The organism is Parapedobacter pyrenivorans (genome assembly GCF_014636865.1).
Lineage (GTDB): Bacteria > Bacteroidota > Bacteroidia > Sphingobacteriales > Sphingobacteriaceae > Parapedobacter > Parapedobacter pyrenivorans.
In genome coordinates this window covers 931,382-947,696 of record NZ_BMER01000001.1, presented here as the reverse complement: position 1 = coordinate 947,696, position 16,315 = coordinate 931,382, and the positions used below count along the sequence as shown (strand labels likewise).

The following is a 16,315-nucleotide window of genomic DNA, read 5'->3' as shown; positions in this document are numbered from 1 at the left end:
ACCTGTATTAACCCCCGATAACTGATGAAGTCAATCAAACATTTGCTAAGCTATTGTCAAGCGCTGGTGACCAGCCGGTTAAATCACCATTTCACGGCCAATGATATGCCGATTTCGCTGCCCGGACCGCTGTTGATTCCCGTGGAAGATTATTCCCCGTTATCAAGCATATTAGCCGAGGCGTCGATCACGGAGCAGCAAGTGCTTGCCATTGCGCTTAGCCCACATATTCTCCCGGCTTTTTACGACCGTATTATCCAGGAGTTCCTGCCCAACGGTGGCGATATCATAGAAATGGGCGGTGTGAAGCATGCAGGTAACCACCGAGGCTTTCTGCCCACGGGCGAGACGTTGCTGTTCATCATCGCCGGGGACGACATTGAAGAACGGTTGGAGATTCAGCGGGCACTCTTGGGTGAAAGCCGATTGGTCAAAGAAGGTGTCGTCTACCTTGAAGCAGTAAAAGAAGGAGAACCTCTGATGAGCGGGCGACTGATTATCGCCCCAGAGTGGCTTGCCAAGTTGTTGCTCGGCAAAGAACAACTGCCGGTATTCGGTCCCGATTTCCCAGCCAAACCGGTAAGCACGTTATTGGATTGGGAAGATTTGGTGATTGCCGAGAAAACACGTGAACAGTTGGATGATATCAGGACATGGCTCCAGCACAATACGACGTTGGTTGATCAATGGAAGCTGCGACGGGTGATCAAACCCGGCTACCGGGTGCTTTTCTATGGCCCTCCGGGTACCGGAAAAACCCTCACAGCCACGTTGATCGGCAAAGAGTTCGGTCGGGATGTTTTTCGTATCGATCTTTCGCAGGTGGTGTCCAAATACATCGGCGAGACCGAAAAGAACCTCGAAAAAATCTTCCAAAGAGCCGAAAATCGTGATTGGATCCTGTTTTTTGATGAAGCAGATGCCCTGTTCGGCAAGCGCTCCAATGTGCAGAGTTCGCACGATCGGTATGCCAATCAGGAAGTAGCCTATCTGCTGCAACGGGTCGAAGACTTTCCCGGGTTGGTCATCCTTGCTTCCAATTTCAAGAATAATATCGACAAAGCCTTCATGAGGCGCTTCAATGCGGTTGTCCACTTCCCCGTACCGAGTCCGGCGGAACGGTACAAACTGTGGCAAACCATACTTCCTGCAAGCGGTACCCTTGAGCGGGATATTCAACTGAAAGAAATCGCTGAGAAGTACGAGTTAAGCGGGTCGGCAATCGTGCAGGCCGTGCACTATGCATCGCTTAAGGCTTTTTCCAAAGGCGATCTGATTATTGAAAAAAAAGAGCTGCTGGCCGGAATACGGCGCGAATTTGAGAAAGAGGATCGGGTATTTAAGTAGGATCGTCCTTTCTAGGCGGAGTGCTTCCTGCTTTAAAGCGGGGCTTGAAGCCCAGCGGCTTGGACGTGGTTCCGGGAGTAGGTTCAGGTGCTGGTTCCGCCTTCTCCTTTTCAGATTTTTCGCCCTCGGCATTTGGTTTTGGCGTATTGGTCACACCGGCTTTAAAGCGTGGTCTGAAGCCAAGGGGTTTTCCCTCGGATACGGGTTTGCCGGGTTCGGTATCCGGTTGTGGAGCCTTAGCCGGGGGTGTCTGCAAATCGCTACTGGTTGCCGCCTTGGTAGGTGGCGTTACCCCCGGTTTGAAACGGGGTGTAAATCCGACTGGTTTTGCTGTCGTCGTAGCCGCGGGAGTTTCTTCCGATGGTGGTGTTTCCCCGCGTGGCTTTTCCGAGGGGACAGTCGGATCCGGTGTGGTTTTGGCCGCGGGAGCCTTAAATCGAGGCTTGAAACCGATTGGTTTTGCTGTGGATGGCGTTCCTTCGGATTGCGTTTCTGATGATGTTTCGGAATCCGCCACCGATTTCACAGCGGCGGCCTTGAAGCGGGGTTTAAACCCCGAAGGGCTCGTTGAAGTTATTTCTGTCTGCTTCACCGCTTGGGATACAGATGCCGCGGGCTCATTTGCCGCTGCTATTGTGGGTTTTGCAACCGGAATCGGGGCCGTAGGGGTTGCTTCCCCTTCCAATAAATAGTCTTTACGGAGCTGATTAAACCAGTATTTTTTGGTATGGTCGAAGCTCTTTTCGCCCATTTGCGCATAATGCTGGTGAAACTCTTCATAAAGATCCGGTTTGGCGTGCTGCAATAACGCCAGATCGATTTTCTTCTTGATGAAAAATTCCTCAAAAGTCATCAGCCCATATTATGGTATACAGCCTGTACATCGTCGTCTTCCTCGATTTTGTCGATGAGTTTTAGTACATCTCCCGCACCCTCCTCGGATACTTCCGTATGTGATAAGGCGATCCGCTCCAGTTGAGCACTTTTCACTTCGATACCCTTTTCTTCGAGTAGGCGCTGCATGTTGCCAAAATCTTCGAACGACGTCTGCGCTACGACGACGTCGTTTCCTTCTTCGTCGGCTTCTACATAGAGTTCTTCCAGTCCGCCGTCGATCAATTCCAGTTCCAATTCCTCCAGATCCACGTCATCCGCAACGGTAAACCGGAAAATCGATTTGCGTTGGAAAATGAAGTCGAGCGAACCCGTCTTACCTAATGTGCCGCCTGATTTGCTGAAATAACTACGGATGTTGGCCACCGTACGATTCGTATTGTCTGTAGCCGTTTCGATAAGAACCGGTACGCCATGTGGACCATAGCCCTCGTATACATGTTCCTCATACCCTTTAGCGTCTTTGTCCGAAGCCCGTTTGATGGCTGCTTCGATGCGGTCTTTGGGCATATTTACAGCCTTCGCATTTTGAATCGCCGTTCGCAAACGTGAGTTGCCCTCGGGGTTAGGCCCCCCTTCCTTCACTGAGATGGCAATTTCTTTGCCCAAGCGGGTGAATTGGACGGCCATTTTTGCCCATCGCTTGAATTTGCGTTCTTTCCTAAATTCAAATGCTCTTCCCATCTGCTATTTTATATGTTATCTTTAAGGTTTGTAATCATTTCTTCCGTAATGTCGGCCAGATCAAATCGGGGTTTCCATCCCCAGTCTTGCCGTGCAGCGCTATCCTCGATACTATTAGGCCAAGTGTCAGCGATTGCCTGTCGGGGATCATGGGTTTCGTAGTTGATGATGAAATCCGGGAGGTGCTTACGGATTTCGGTAGCCAGCATAGCGGGCGTGAAACTTACGCCCGTAAGGTTGTAACTTGATCGTACACTTAGGGCGCTTGCTGGGGCATCCATTAATACGAGTGTACCGCGGACAGCATCGTCCATATAAAGCATGGGCAATGCGGTGTCTCCCGAAAGGAAGCAAGTATAGATATTGTTCTTCAACGCCTCATGAAAGATATGGATGGCATAATCTGTTGTGCCACCTCCGGGGGCTGCCTTCCAGCTGATGATGCCGGGGTACCGTATACTTCGTACATCGAGTCCATATCGACCATGGTAGTATTCGCAGATGCGCTCGCCTGCCAACTTACTAATACCATAAACCGTGTTGGGGTCCATGACCGAGTATTGGGGTGTATTCACTTTAGGCGAATGTGGACCAAAGACAGCTATGGAACTTGGCCAGAAGACTTTGTTGACACCGTATTCGAGGGATAAATCCAATACATTCAGTAGGCCATTGACATTGAGATCCCATGCTTGGCGCGGATGTTTTTCACCGGTTGCCGAGAGCATGGCGGCCAAAAGATACACCTGCGTTGGACGGTACTTGGTGAAAAATAGGTGGAGCGACTTCCTGTCTAATACATCGATGATTTCAAAAGGGACGTCTGGATTGGATGCTTGTGGTGCGCGTATATCGGACGTGATGACGTGTTTTATGCCGAATTTGGTGCGTAAGGCAGCAGCTAACTCTGTGCCGATTTGGCCATTTGAGCCGATGATGACTATCCGTTCTTCCATTGGCTACAAACTTAGCAAAATTTCTATCGTCATCACAGTTTGGCAGCCAATACGAAGCTCTTTCGGTACATTTTTCGCAGCCCTTTGGCACTATAGATTTCAATTACGGCTACATATATGCCCAGGGGGAGCCGTTGATTGGCGTCCGTTAATCCGTCCCAGCTGATCTTCCCTTGTGTCGCCAAGCTTTGATTTCGTTTCAACTTCCGTACTAATAGGCCTTCGTCCGTATAGATGTCGATATTAGCCATGAAGCCACTTTCCCCGAAATGGTAATTGATTTCCAGGTAGTCTTCGAAGCCATCATTGTCTGGTGAGAAGGTCTTAGACGTCAAAAATAGCTCATCTTCGGTCACTTCAGCAGGGTGTCGCGAGTTTTGATATCCCGGTGTGGCTCCACCTATTGAAGTAGCCGCTGATTGAAAGTTACCCGGAGCGTTGGTTGGTTCCGAAAAATGCTGTCTTTCTAAGGATACACCTTCATGGTTGATGATGAAAGGGGATTGCATCGCAGACATGTAAAAAAGGCTATCAATTACGGAACTATCGCTGTAAAGTACAACGCCACCCGTTTCATTATTGAAATTTGGGAGCGCAGGCATTTCGATAAACGTGCGTAAGTCGCTTTTCGGGTAATGTTGTTTGACGATGGCAGGCTTGGTCGTCAGTACGCGATATTCGTTTGGGTGGAGGAACAATGTATGGTTGGCGATTTTTTGGCGAACACCCACCACACCGCTAGCATTTATATTTGCAATATCGATTTGAGATAAGTTAATTGCCTTGTTTGAATAATTATAGAGCTCTATGAAATCTACTCCACCGGGCATCGGGTTGGAAAGTATTTCATTAATAAGTATATCACCGGGCTGAACGGCATGCCCGGGGTTAGGCTCAGCAGTTAGGTCTAACGGCTTGATGAGTAAGTAGTCGATTTTGAAATCACGCCACCGTGTGGGCGAAAAGTTGACGAAATACCCACTATACGTCCCGTTAATATAAGTGTCATCCAAGGCGTTAGGTTCACCATCTTTGTCGGAGATCACTGCAAACGAGCCGCTGTCGTACTCGTCTGTGAGGATTTGCCATAGTCCGTTCGAAGTGCAGGTTATTCGAATGCGTGCGCGGAACGTATCCGTTTGATTGGAAATGGGATCACTCTCAAAAACAATCGAGCGCGTTCGGCCATTTTGCCGCCACAGGCGGTACACATGGTAGTCATTTACGCCGTCTATTTGGAGATGATAACCCGTTTGGGGCTCATGCGGGGAGCTTTTTGTTGCAGCCAAATACAGCCTCACATAGTTGCTGGTTGAGAAGGCACCGTTTACCTGCACGCCAGCTTCCCATACCGTATTTCGTACCCGCGGCGAAGGGATGGTGATGGAAACGGGTGCCGTGGCATGTTCGACAGGGCCGAGACCGCCGTTGGTCGTATCAAACGAAGTCACATCGCCGTGCCATTGGGACGACCAGTTGCCCGAAAAGTCGTCGAAGAAGCTTACTCCCGTTGTATCGTCGGGCACCAGTTTGGCTGTCGGCCATTTCGGCCGGTTGAGCCCTTCCGTGCTAGGCTCCCAGAAGTTGAATTGCCCGTTTGGAAATAGCGACCATAAACCAAATAATAGGAAAACAGTGTGTTTCATTGGCTTAAGGACTGATCAGCAATAGTTTCCGGTTAAAGGTTTTTGAAATTCGTTACCATGAAGTTAAGCAAATTTCGTATGTTTGACAGCTTTAAAAAATAAAGTTAAACAGTATAATTTAATTCACAAAATTAACAACACAAAAAAATGAAAGTGGCAGTAGTCGGCGCAACCGGGCTGGTGGGCTCGGAGATGTTAACCGTGTTAGCAGCGCGTAATTTTCCCGTAACAGAATTGATTCCCGTTGCCTCCGAGCGGAGCAAGGGTAAAGAAATCACATTCAAGGGAAAGCAATACAAGGTGGTCACACCCGACGATGCCATTGCCCTCAAACCTGACGTGGCACTGTTCTCGGCCGGTGGGAGCATGTCGCTGTCCTATGCGCCTAAATTTGCCGAAGCGGGTATTACGGTTATCGACAATTCCTCTGCCTGGCGTATGGATCCAACAAAGAAATTGGTTGTGCCCGAGGTGAATGGCCATCTATTGTCTGCCGAAGACAAAGTTATTGCCAATCCCAATTGCTCAACGATTCAAATGGTCGTTGTGCTGAAGCCCCTCCATGAGCGATATGTCATCAAGCGGGTAGTCGTATCCACCTACCAATCCGTCACAGGAACCGGTGTGAAAGCCGTGCAGCAACTGAAGGACGAACGCGCGGGAGTGGATGGCGAAAAGGCTTATCCATATCAAATCGATTTGAATGTCATACCCCAGATAGACGTATTTCAGGACAACGGGTATACCAAAGAGGAGATGAAGATGATCAAAGAAACCAATAAGATCATGGACGATGATACCATCCGCATCACCGCTACCACGGTACGTATTCCAGTCATCGGCGGACATTCGGAATCTGTGAATATCGAATTCGCCAATGATTTTGAATTGGACGAGGTCCGGACGTTACTGGCGAATCAAGCCGGGGTGGTAGTCATAGACAATCCCGCTAATTTGGAGTATCCCATGCCCAAAGACGCTCATGGTAAAGATGAGGTATTTGTTGGCCGCATCCGTAGGGATGAAAGCCAGCCTAATACCCTTAATCTTTGGGTCGTGGCAGATAATCTGCGTAAGGGAGCAGCCACCAATGCGGTGCAGATTGCGGAGAAACTTTTGGAAAAGGGATTATTGTAGGCGTGTTTTCCCGTCATTACTGAATAATGCGAAAGCATCCGTCATTGGCGGATGCTTTTGTGTTTATGAATAAATACAACATCGAGTAAGGGTAATACGTGGCGCCGTTGTCTTATGCTGAAACATGATATAGATGATGGAAAAAAAGAACAGTACTCGATGTGTATTTCAAGCGATGGCTCTCGCAATTTTAATGTCTGGCGTTATAACTGATGTATTCGCGCAGGAAGGCAAATCCAACCTCACCCATATCGGGCTCATCTATCCATTGAGCACCAATGGCAAGACTGCCCAGTTGGACACCAATGATTTTTCGCTGCACTTGATTGCAGGAATTTCCCGGCAAGAAAACAACTTCCTGATTGCAGGCGTTGCTGGCATTGTGAAAGGTGATGCCAAGGGAACGATGATTTCGGGCGTGTACAATCAAGTGGGCGGCCATGCAAAGGGAGTGCAGGTAGCTGGTTTGATCAATCGCATCCAGCAGGATGCGGAGGGCGCTCAAATCGCCGGACTCATCAATCAATCGGGTCGTGCGCAAGGCATCCAAATTGCCGGACTTATGAATAGATCGGGCGATGCGACTACGCAAGTGGCCGGATTGGTCAATGTGGCCAAACGTGTAAGCGGAGTTCAGGTTGCTGGGCTTATCAACATTGCCGAGCAAAGCGACTATCCGATCGGGATACTCAATTTCATCAAGGAAGGCGAGCAGCAAATAGGAATTGCCGTAGATGAAGAAGGGAGCACAACGGTGGCTCTACGTTCTGGTGGAAGGGTGCTATATGGGATTGTAGGCTTGGGATATAACTTCAAGCATGAAGAAGCACGTTACGTTGTTGAAGCCGGCATCGGTGCGCATCTGGTTTCTGCAGGGGCTTTCCGGTTAAATGCGGAGGTGGCTAGTGCCGCGATGACCAATTTTGAGGATGGTGTCTATGGTAAACAACGCCTTGGTGTGCTTGCCGGTTTCCGGATTACGCCCGGTATCGAGTTATTTGCCGGCCCTACCCTAAATCACTTGCTGACCGAATCGGACCAGACAGACCTCAGGGATAGCCGGTATTTGTGGAGTTGGGATGGAGATGATGTGCATAGCGGCTTTTTCGTTGGTGGCATGGTGGGCGTGCAATTCTCGCTTTAATTTAAAAAATAACGGTAAATTTGTCGTTCACCAAATAAGCGTTGATCCATGCACGCATTGATTATCGTAGATGTTCAATATGATTTTCTCTCCGGAGGTGCGTTGGCCGTACCCCATGGTGATGAAGTCATTACGGTGATCAACCGGATTCAGGAAGATTACGACCTGGTCGTCGCCACGCAAGATTGGCATCCTGTTGGCCACAAGAGCTTTGCCTCTGTTCATCCCGGCATGAGACCTTTTGATGTCATCGAGCTAGCGGGGCAGGAGCAGGTCTTATGGCCGGATCATTGTGTGCAAGGTACGGCGGGCGCGCGCCTTAGCGATCAATTGGATCCGTGTCGTATTGAAGCTATTTTCCGGAAGGGCACGGAGCTCGATATTGACAGTTACAGTGGTTTCTTCGATAATGGAAAACGCAAGAATACTGGGTTGGCGGGCTACCTGCGCGATAGGGAGGTGTCCGTGGTATCGGTGTGTGGTCTTGCCGCTGACTACTGCGTATACTTTACCGCCATGGATGCCCTGCAATTGGGTTTTGATACCCATATCATTGAAGATGCAGTACGTGCAATCGACGGAACGGCATATGCGGTCAAGCGGGCGGCTTTCCTACAGCAAGGCGGCAAGCTGTTTGGTGAATAGCCGCTAAAAGCGGCTACCACCGCTTGGTGGTCTGCCGCCACCGAATTTCCTTAGGTTATACGTAAAACTGAGTAAAAAATAGCGTTGGAGTGCATTGTTTTGGGTGTCTTGGATATAGCGTTCGCTAATACTTCGATTGATGTTTGTGTTCCGGTTTAGTAAATCATATGCCGACAACGTAATTTCAGCTTCCTCTCGTCGCAATAAATTTTTGCCTATCGATGCATTCCACAGTGCAAATTGTTGATTGTAGCCATCCGCCAACCCTTGGTTGTAGTTATAATATAGCGATGAGGCTATACGTATACCTTTCCAAAAGGTGTAGGCGACGTCGTTGCGTATGATTTGATTGTAGGCATTGTAGTTTAAGTTGGTATTCGAATTGTTCTGTACGATGCTGTAGTTGCCGGTATAGCTTAGCCCGACGACCAAGCGAGGTCCGAAGCGACTGTTTACGCCCACCCGTTGGTTTACGCCATAAGAATTGGAATAGGTCTCCCTACGGTTGGTTAAGCCAATATCGTGATTATGATAGATATTGGTACTGAGATTAATGTTGATTTTCAAAGGTTTGACCGGTGTGCCATAGGTTGTATTGGCGCTTAAACTGTAATAGCCGTCTATGTTGACAGGCCGGGTAAATTGTCCGCCTGCACCCAGTAATATACCCGGGGCAATCAGCGTGTCGGCACCGGCGATTAAGGTGGAGGTTACGATACGGTTATTGGCAAGTTCCGCACCGACATTGACCGCAAAATTGCTTCCCGATTCCCGGTTTACACGGTTAAAGCGCAAGGTGAAGCGATGGCCATATTCCTGCTTTAGATGGGCATTCCCTGTGCGGATGTTCAATGGATTCTGATTGTTTATCACATCTTGCAGTTCATTGATAGCGGGTGCTTTTGTAGCAGTCCGATAGCCGATATCGAATTTTTTATCCCGGGAAAAATTGTAAGAAAATTCGGCACTCGGCAGGTAACTGCTGAAACGGCTGCCCATGGCGGTCGCATCCGGAAATGTACGATTGTTGTGCAGGTGCGCCTCTTGAAAGTCCATGCCGACTTCGAAGCGGAACGAATCCCGCTTGGCGATTTGATAAGACAGGCCGCCACTGTGATAGGTATAGTCATTCCTGAATTCGTTGGATAATTGCCGATTAAGCTCCCCTAGTTGCCCCGTTTCGGCCAGAAATTCAAACGTTTCCCTGTTGGAATAATTAGCCGTATTGCGCAGGCTGTAATTGGCTTGTAGGCGGCTGTGCCGACCTAAGGGTTCGGTATACGCCATTCTTCCCGTTATACCGTTGCCATAGCCAGCGGTGAAACTTCGATTACTTACCGTGTCAACACGATCCAATGTTTGATTGCGGAAAAATTCGTTGAGCGAATAGGTGCGTGCCAATCCTTTATTGCTATTGGCAGACCCATTCGCACTTAGCGAAACAGTTCTGCCTGGCTTGCCCAGCCGCAGGCTGTAATCAACGCTGCCGCTCAAATTAAAATTGGAATTTTCGTTATCGTTGTTTCGTGCCGAAGCATTCACCGGATCGTTGTTGGTTAGCATGGTACTGTTGTTCGAGAAGGTGTTCCGGTTGTTTTGCTGGAATGATAGGGTAGGCCGGAAATCGATACGCTGGTTTGAGTCGATATCAAACCGTACGCGTATGTTGGCACGGTGGCTGTAGTTTATACTGCCTGATTCTTGGTTTTGCGTGTTGAATTGATTGGCATTCGCTCCGATCAAATATTCGCGGCTGGTCAGGCTGTTGGTTTCATTGTTTGTCGAATTAAATGCATAATTTGCATTGATGTCCAATCGCTCATTCAGCCATTCGTCGTTGAAGTTGGTCGATACGCTTTTGGTGTTGTTGATACCGCTTCCACCTCCTGCACCCGATGCATTGCTGCGGTTTCTACCCCCGCGGTTATTGCGTCCGCCTTCTTGCTCACCACCAGCAATATTTGCCATGGAAAAGCCCGATTGGTTGACGTTATTAGATACCGCGAAAATGGTCAGGCGCCGGTCGCCATCAAAGCTGTTCAAATTTCCACCTGTATTGTATCTTTCGCTGGCGCCATATCCCCCTGCAACCCTTCCGAAATATCCTTTCCGGCGGTCCGGACGAGTCACGATATTGATTACTTTACGACGCTGCCCATCGTCAAACCCGGTAAACTGCGCTTGTTCGCTCTGCTCATCGATTAGCTGTATTTTGGAAATGATATCCGCAGGAAGTGTTTTCAGTGCGATGCGTGGATCCGTACTGAAAAACTCTTTGCCGTCCACGATGATGCGCTGTACATCTTCTCCCTGTGCTTTTACCTGCCCGTCTTCATCGATTTCCACACCGGGAATCTGCATGACCAACGCGTCAGCATCGGCATAGGGCTCTGTACTGAACGCCGCAGCGTCAAACTCCGTGGTGTCGCCCTTCAGTACCGCCGCGGGCGGGGCGGCAATGATGGCCACCTCTTCCAGTGCACGGTATTCGGGAAGCAGTGGGATGGTCAGCGATCCGATGGCAGAGTCGGCAGGCACCTCGATATGGACATACGCCGGTCGATATCCGAGATAGTTTATTTGAAGGCGGTACATTCCCGGTGGCACCTGTTTCATCTGGAATTGTCCATCGGTTGAGGTACTGCGTTGATCAATCAGGGAATCTTTAGCAGCAAGCAACCGCAGATTGGCACCAAATAGTCCCACATGATCCACGCTATCTACGATTTTACCTCGAATAGGCTGTTGGGCCATCATGCATTGGGGTAGAAAAAGGAAGATCAAATAGGAAAGATTCTTAAACGGATTACACATGTATGTTTAATATCGGTATGAGCGGTTATTGGTATAAGATGGAATTGCGAACGAATGGTTTAAACGTAAAGGCATTGTTACAGCAGGATGCAGCCGGTCAGCAGGATGGCTGTTCACATCACGTGGTATGTAAAAAGAACTTATATTTGCGTTTTATTTTGCATGGGCTATGATGAAGCAAAAGACGGAGAGCAGAAAGGAACGGATAATGAAGGAGGCACTCTTATTGTTTGCTGAAAAAGGCTATGTGGATACTTCAACCAAAATTATTGCCCAGAAAGCCGGAGTGTCTGAAGCACTTATTTTTAAGCATTTTGGAAACAAGGATAATCTGTTATCCCATTTGATTAAATCGGGGTACAGACGCGTATTGCAGCATCATCGGGGAATGATGATTTACCGAGATGCAAAAAGCTTCCTGCGCAATATGATCAACTTACCTAAAGAGCTGGTCAATGAAGATCCTTTATTTTGGAAGTTGCAAGAGCGATTGTCGCATCATGAGTTCTCACGGCAGCAGCATGAGCTCTTTATAAAACCAGTTTATCCAGCAATCAGAAGGGCCTTTTTGGAGTTGGGCTATGAAGACCCGGAACTGGAGGCGCAATTGCTTCTGCACATTATCGAAATATTATGGAAAAAGGAAGCAAATGGCGACCTTAGCCGATCTGCCGAATTAGCAAGAATATTAGAAGCAAAGTACAGCATAGCGACCTGAAAGGTGCAAAAAAACGCATGATTTATTGATAACACGCACGAACATGCAGAAAAATATCGTTAATATTGGGGAAAATTCCGGTATTGAGCTGCTGGGTATCGTTTTTGTAGACTGATTGACTATGCTAGGAAAAGCTGTCTTTGTATTCACATTCAGCGGATTGCTGTGTTTGAGCGCTTTGGCTCAGCAGCGCGAGGCATTCATTCCTTTTATCAACAGCGAGCACGCCTGGGTTGATTCCGTATTCAACACGTTGAACGATCGGGACAAGGTCGCGCAGCTTTTTATGGTGCGTGCCCATAGCAATTTGGGTCAGCGCTATATTGATTCGGTTGCCGCTGTTGTGCAGCGTGAGCAGCTCGGTGGGATCGTGCTGTTTCAGGGTGGCCCTGTGCGTCACGCACAGGTAATCAATCGGTATCAACAGCTTTCTAAAGTGCCCTTGCTCGTTGCGTTTGACGGGGAGTGGGGCTTGGGTATGCGATTACCCGATTCGACCATATCCTTTCCTTACCAGATGACGCTGGGTGCGGTACAAAATGAGGCATTGATTTATCAAATGGGCCTGGAGGTAGCCAAAGATTTCAGGCGGATGGGTATGAATATAAACTTTGCACCCGTTGTAGATATCAATAATAATCCACGCAACCCGGTAATTAATTTCCGATCGTTTGGCGAAAACAAACAGAATGTCACACGGAAAGGCTTAGCCTATATGCGCGGAATGATGGACGGGGGGCTTGTAACGTCGTTGAAACATTTTCCAGGGCACGGCGATACCGACGTAGACTCGCATTATGACCTGCCGCGGCTCAACTTCACGGCGGGGCACTTAGATTCAATGGAGATGTATCCGTTCCGTGAATTGATCAAAGCGGGTGCCTCGGGGGTGATGGTCGCTCACATGAATATACCCAGTTTAGATAAAACACCCAACCTGCCCTCATCATTGTCTAAGCATATCGTTACCAATGTGCTCAAGAAGAGGCTCGATTTTCAAGGGCTTACCTTTACAGACGCCATGGATATGAAGGGGGTTGTGAAAAATTTTGGCGGCGGCGAGGCCGATGTGCGGGCAATCATTGCCGGCAACGATGTGCTGGAGCTTTCGGAAAATAGTGCGCGAGCAATAGATATGGTATTGCAAGCTATTAAACAAGGCAGGTTAACGCAACAGGATATCGATACTCGCGTCAAGAAGATCATCGCCACGAAATACTGGCTCGGTCTGGACAAGCTATCGGCGGTGGATTTGACCAATCTATACCGCGATCTCAACCGGCCGCAAACCGAAGCGCTCAATCAGCGGATAGCGGATGCTGCGGTTACATTGTTGAAGAGCGATAGCCTAATCAAGGCCATAGATTATACGCGGCGTACTGCAATAATCAGCGTGGGGCTTGCGCAGATTTCAGAGTTTCAGGATATGCTGGGATGGCGTTTTGACAATCACATGCACTATGTGCTTTCCCCCCAGGCCACAGCAGATGATGTCGCCGCAGTAGCGAATGAACTGAGAAGGTTCAATCAAGTCATCGTCGCCCTTCACGACAATCGCGTGCGCCCCCGGAGCACCTTGAACTATAATAGCACTGTACGCCTATTTATCAACGAATTGGCAAGCATGAACACCGTTTTCTGCATTTTCGCCAACCCCTATAGCCTAGCTGGGTTACCCGGTATCGAACAGGCGAAATCTATTCTGGTTTGCTATCAAAATGACGACATTATGCAACGGGCTGCAGCCAAAGTCATCCTAAAAAGGCTGACCCCATCCGGAAGGTTGCCCGTTACAATCAATGCGTTTTTCCGTTATGGTGACGGGAATTAGCTACTCAATATACAGCTCCCTGACGTTCGAGGGCAAGCTTTCGTTTTTTAGCCGGTCTATGGCAGTCACTACGTATCGGTAGTGTCCGTTTTTACGCGCCATATTATCGGTATACTGAAATTGTGTACGGTCGTACGTAATATGCATAATGTTCTGCGGATTATTCAAATCCAGCGGTTCGCCCGCGTTAAATCGATATACCACATAGCCATATAGCTCCTCTGCGTCCGCAGCTGGGGCACCAGGCTGCCAATGCAAGATCACAGAGGTACCGTTCTTCGCTACCTGGGCCAATAGGCCGAAGGGCGGTTCGGGCGCAATGCTATCCAGCCAGGGCATCGTGGGTGGAAGTGATTTATAGCGATACAGGTTGTACTGCAGGGAGTCGCGGAGACCAGCGACATTATTGGTGATGTGCTTGGCACTGTAATAAATGCTCCCCTGCGCATGAGCATGTTGCCGGGCATATCGCACTTGATTTGGGATTTGACTGCGGTCCCGCCACCCAGCTCCATTTCCATCAGCCCGGTAAGCGGCATGGCCAATATACAAATGCTTCCCATTCGCATGTTGGCTCCACCAGTCCGCCAGCACCTCATAAGGTGCAGCAGGGTTGCCAAAAGGAAAATAAATCTGTGGATTGATGTAATCAACCCAACCTTCTTCCAACCATTTCAGGGCATCGGCATAAAGTTGGCGGTAGCCACTCAGGCCAGACGACGCCGAGCCGCGGGGATGATCTCTTTTGTTGTCCCAGATGCCAAATGGACTTACCCCGAATTTCATGTATTTTTTTGCGCTGTGTACACTATCGGAAACCATTTGGATGAGCAGATTCACATTATTTCTTCGCCAATCGGCGATATTTTTGAACCCATTCGGGTACTGTCTGAATGTCTCCGTATCGGGAATTTGTTTGCCGCTTTCGGGATAGGGATAGAAATAGTCGTCGAAATGGATGCCATCGATATCGTAATTGCGTACCACATCCATGACAACACCAATAATATATTCCCTTACTTCCGGAATGCCGGGATTGAATAGCTTTTTTCCACCATATACAAAGAACCAATTCGGCTTACGGCGGGTAATATGATCGCTTGTCGTATTGGCAGTTATTAGATCGAATGTCGCCCGGTAGGGATTGATCCACGCATGCAGCTCCATACCGCGCTTATGTGCTTCTTCGATGGCAAATTCAAGCGGGTCATAAAACGGCGCCGGTTGTTTGCCAGGTGTTCCGGAGAGGAATCGACTCCAGGGCTCCTTACTTTTCGCATACAATGCATCAGCCGCTGGCCGTATTTGCAGCATAATGGCGTTGATACCCGCCCGTTGGTGATTATCCAGATGCTGGATGAGCTCTTGCTTTTGCTTCTCGCTACCCAGGCCGCTGGCAGACGGCCAATCAATGTTGACTACCGTAGCGATCCATGCTCCACGTAATTCACGCTTTGGAAGCATATCCGACGGCGGTTCCGGACGGCAATAACCGATGCAACAAGCGAGTAGTAAGAAAATCGTAATGAGGTATGCAAAGCACACGCGAATATAGCTCATCTCCAGTGTCATAATCGCGGTAAAGATATTAAAATTTAGCTTTGCGCAATAAGCGGTAAGCTGGTCGACTGAAGTCGTTGTAGCTAATGATCATGCCACAATTTTAGCAGATACACCCCAATAACAAACCAACCGCACGCTACAGCGATGACTTTCAGTCCGATACTGCGGCTATCGAAGCGGAATATTCCTTTTAATGAAGCGTATGCCAACACAACGAGCAGGGGTACGGTGGGCGGGTAGAGGTGATAGCTTTCCGACCACTGGCCCTGAAGCAACGCCAATAGGGAGCGTTGAAATCCACACCCCGGGCAGTCGAAGCCTGTGATGGCCTTAAAGGGACATGGCAGTAATAAATCGTAGAGCCAAGAGCACACGTCGATGTTGCAAATCATCAGCACCCAAAGCTTGGTGCTGGCGGTACTATAGTGGTGGATTCTGCGGTTTGTCTTTATCGTCAAATGAATCTTTTAAATTGTCGAAATCATTTCTCAGGTTACTGAATGAGTCACCACCTGTGGCCTCAGCTGCCGTTGGGCCGACATATTTCGCATCGCCAAATCCGATTACAGGAATGGTCACGAAGCCGAAAAATACGGTCAATACGGTCCATAGTGGAACCTCCTTGCCAAAGCTTTTCATTAGCAAATTCAGTAACCATATACTGAAAACAATGTTGACACAAGGGACCAATGCGGCGACAATTCCCCACCAGATGGGTTTGCCCACGATCTCCGCGATGATAATCATGTTGTAAACGGGTACGATGGCCGCCCAACCCGGTTTCCCGGCTTTTTCGAACATTTTCCAGAAGCCTGCGATATACAAGACGATAATCGCCAAATAGAAAATCATCGCACCCACGCCGATGCCAGCAAATAAGCCGCCACCCATGGCGTCATAATCTCCATAATTGTCCATGATTTTTAGTTTTGATGT

The 16,315-nt window shown here is 48.8% G+C and carries 14 protein-coding genes; 6 read left to right on the top strand and 8 right to left on the bottom strand.

Annotated features, from left to right (window positions below; translation table 11 throughout):
- The first annotated feature begins 24 nt into the window (after positions 1 to 24).
- Positions 25 to 1,347 carry an ATP-binding protein gene (locus IEV98_RS03660; RefSeq protein ID WP_188504556.1) on the top strand — a complete coding sequence of 441 codons (1,323 nt, stop codon included), beginning with the start codon at positions 25 to 27 and terminating at the stop codon, positions 1,345 to 1,347.
- On the opposite strand, the gene IEV98_RS03655 is transcribed toward IEV98_RS03660, so the two are convergent.
- From IEV98_RS03655 to IEV98_RS03640, 4 genes are read right to left on the bottom strand one after another with little or no spacing between them, the layout of a single operon-like run.
- Positions 1,340 to 2,200, bottom strand: a complete 861-nt coding sequence (locus IEV98_RS03655; RefSeq protein WP_188504555.1) for a hypothetical protein — start codon at positions 2,198 to 2,200, stop codon at positions 1,340 to 1,342. The genes IEV98_RS03660 and IEV98_RS03655 overlap by 8 nt on opposite strands.
- Positions 2,200 to 2,925: a YebC/PmpR family DNA-binding transcriptional regulator gene (locus tag IEV98_RS03650; protein WP_188504554.1), complete on the bottom strand. Its 726-nt coding sequence runs from the start codon at positions 2,923 to 2,925 to the stop codon at positions 2,200 to 2,202. The genes IEV98_RS03655 and IEV98_RS03650 overlap by 1 nt, the downstream gene beginning before the upstream one ends.
- A gap of 8 nt (positions 2,926 to 2,933) precedes the next feature.
- Positions 2,934 to 3,881: an NAD-dependent epimerase/dehydratase family protein gene (locus IEV98_RS03645; protein ID WP_188504553.1), complete on the bottom strand. Its 948-nt coding sequence runs from the start codon at positions 3,879 to 3,881 to the stop codon at positions 2,934 to 2,936.
- A gap of 32 nt (positions 3,882 to 3,913) precedes the next feature.
- On the bottom strand, positions 3,914 to 5,527 hold the full coding sequence (locus IEV98_RS03640) for a lamin tail domain-containing protein (RefSeq protein ID WP_188504552.1): 1,614 nt from the start codon (positions 5,525 to 5,527) through the stop codon (positions 3,914 to 3,916).
- Positions 5,528 to 5,674: 147 nt separating this feature from the next.
- On the opposite strand from IEV98_RS03640, the gene IEV98_RS03635 reads away from it, so the two are divergent.
- The 3 genes from IEV98_RS03635 to pncA all read left to right on the top strand — a co-directional run bounded on the left by IEV98_RS03635 (position 5,675) and on the right by pncA (position 8,453).
- Positions 5,675 to 6,664 carry an aspartate-semialdehyde dehydrogenase gene (locus IEV98_RS03635; protein ID WP_188504551.1) on the top strand — a complete coding sequence of 330 codons (990 nt, stop codon included), beginning with the start codon at positions 5,675 to 5,677 and terminating at the stop codon, positions 6,662 to 6,664.
- 193 nt (positions 6,665 to 6,857) lie between these two features.
- Entirely contained in the window at positions 6,858 to 7,808 is a 951-nt protein-coding gene (locus tag IEV98_RS03630; protein ID WP_188504550.1) for a hypothetical protein, read from the top strand.
- Between the two features lie 48 nt (positions 7,809 to 7,856).
- The gene (pncA, locus tag IEV98_RS03625) at positions 7,857 to 8,453 is read left to right on the top strand and encodes a bifunctional nicotinamidase/pyrazinamidase (protein WP_188504549.1); all 597 of its coding nucleotides are present in this window, start codon (positions 7,857 to 7,859) and stop codon (positions 8,451 to 8,453) included.
- Between the two features lie 3 nt (positions 8,454 to 8,456).
- Here the strand turns inward: pncA and IEV98_RS03620 are convergent, their stop codons facing one another.
- Complete coding sequence (locus IEV98_RS03620) at positions 8,457 to 11,267, bottom strand: outer membrane beta-barrel protein (protein ID WP_188504548.1); 2,811 nt, start codon at positions 11,265 to 11,267, stop codon at positions 8,457 to 8,459.
- Positions 11,268 to 11,436: 169 nt separating this feature from the next.
- Here IEV98_RS03620 and IEV98_RS03615 point away from each other — a divergent pair, with 169 nt between their 5' ends.
- Positions 11,437 to 11,985, top strand: coding sequence for a TetR/AcrR family transcriptional regulator (locus IEV98_RS03615; RefSeq protein WP_229738548.1), 549 nt, complete (start codon positions 11,437 to 11,439; stop codon positions 11,983 to 11,985).
- A gap of 121 nt (positions 11,986 to 12,106) precedes the next feature.
- Entirely contained in the window at positions 12,107 to 13,816 is a 1,710-nt protein-coding gene (locus tag IEV98_RS03610) for a glycoside hydrolase family 3 protein (RefSeq protein ID WP_188504547.1), read from the top strand.
- Here the strand turns inward: IEV98_RS03610 and IEV98_RS03605 are convergent, their stop codons facing one another.
- From IEV98_RS03605 to IEV98_RS03595, 3 genes are all read right to left on the bottom strand, one after another.
- Entirely contained in the window at positions 13,817 to 15,376 is a 1,560-nt protein-coding gene (locus tag IEV98_RS03605; protein WP_188504546.1) for a glycoside hydrolase family 10-like protein, read from the bottom strand.
- A gap of 83 nt (positions 15,377 to 15,459) precedes the next feature.
- Positions 15,460 to 15,771 (bottom strand): DUF2752 domain-containing protein, encoded by a 312-nt coding sequence (locus IEV98_RS03600; RefSeq protein ID WP_229738547.1) that lies wholly within the window; start codon positions 15,769 to 15,771, stop codon positions 15,460 to 15,462.
- 28 nt (positions 15,772 to 15,799) lie between these two features.
- A complete protein-coding gene (locus IEV98_RS03595; RefSeq protein WP_188504545.1) occupies positions 15,800 to 16,297 on the bottom strand; it encodes a DUF5684 domain-containing protein in 498 nt (165 codons plus the stop codon).
- Positions 16,298 to 16,315 lie beyond the last annotated feature (18 nt).

Bases quoted from the DNA above. Each gene is read 5' to 3' on its own strand.
- IEV98_RS03600 (WP_229738547.1), bottom strand. From the start codon at position 15,771: ATGATTTGCAACATCGACGTGTGCTCTTGGCTCTACGATTTATTACTG.
- IEV98_RS03620 (WP_188504548.1), bottom strand. From the start codon at position 11,267: ATGTGTAATCCGTTTAAGAATCTTTCCTATTTGATCTTCCTTTTTCTA.
- IEV98_RS03630 (WP_188504550.1), top strand. From the start codon at position 6,858: ATGTCTGGCGTTATAACTGATGTATTCGCGCAGGAAGGCAAATCCAAC.
- IEV98_RS03610 (WP_188504547.1), top strand. From the start codon at position 12,107: ATGCTAGGAAAAGCTGTCTTTGTATTCACATTCAGCGGATTGCTGTGT.
- pncA (WP_188504549.1), top strand. From the start codon at position 7,857: ATGCACGCATTGATTATCGTAGATGTTCAATATGATTTTCTCTCCGGA.
- IEV98_RS03615 (WP_229738548.1), top strand. From the start codon at position 11,437: ATGATGAAGCAAAAGACGGAGAGCAGAAAGGAACGGATAATGAAGGAG.
- IEV98_RS03640 (WP_188504552.1), bottom strand. From the start codon at position 5,527: ATGAAACACACTGTTTTCCTATTATTTGGTTTATGGTCGCTATTTCCA.
- IEV98_RS03655 (WP_188504555.1), bottom strand. From the start codon at position 2,200: ATGACTTTTGAGGAATTTTTCATCAAGAAGAAAATCGATCTGGCGTTA.
- IEV98_RS03650 (WP_188504554.1), bottom strand. From the start codon at position 2,925: ATGGGAAGAGCATTTGAATTTAGGAAAGAACGCAAATTCAAGCGATGG.
- IEV98_RS03595 (WP_188504545.1), bottom strand. From the start codon at position 16,297: ATGGACAATTATGGAGATTATGACGCCATGGGTGGCGGCTTATTTGCT.
- IEV98_RS03660 (WP_188504556.1), top strand. From the start codon at position 25: ATGAAGTCAATCAAACATTTGCTAAGCTATTGTCAAGCGCTGGTGACC.
- IEV98_RS03605 (WP_188504546.1), bottom strand. From the start codon at position 15,376: ATGAGCTATATTCGCGTGTGCTTTGCATACCTCATTACGATTTTCTTA.
- IEV98_RS03645 (WP_188504553.1), bottom strand. From the start codon at position 3,881: ATGGAAGAACGGATAGTCATCATCGGCTCAAATGGCCAAATCGGCACA.
- IEV98_RS03635 (WP_188504551.1), top strand. From the start codon at position 5,675: ATGAAAGTGGCAGTAGTCGGCGCAACCGGGCTGGTGGGCTCGGAGATG.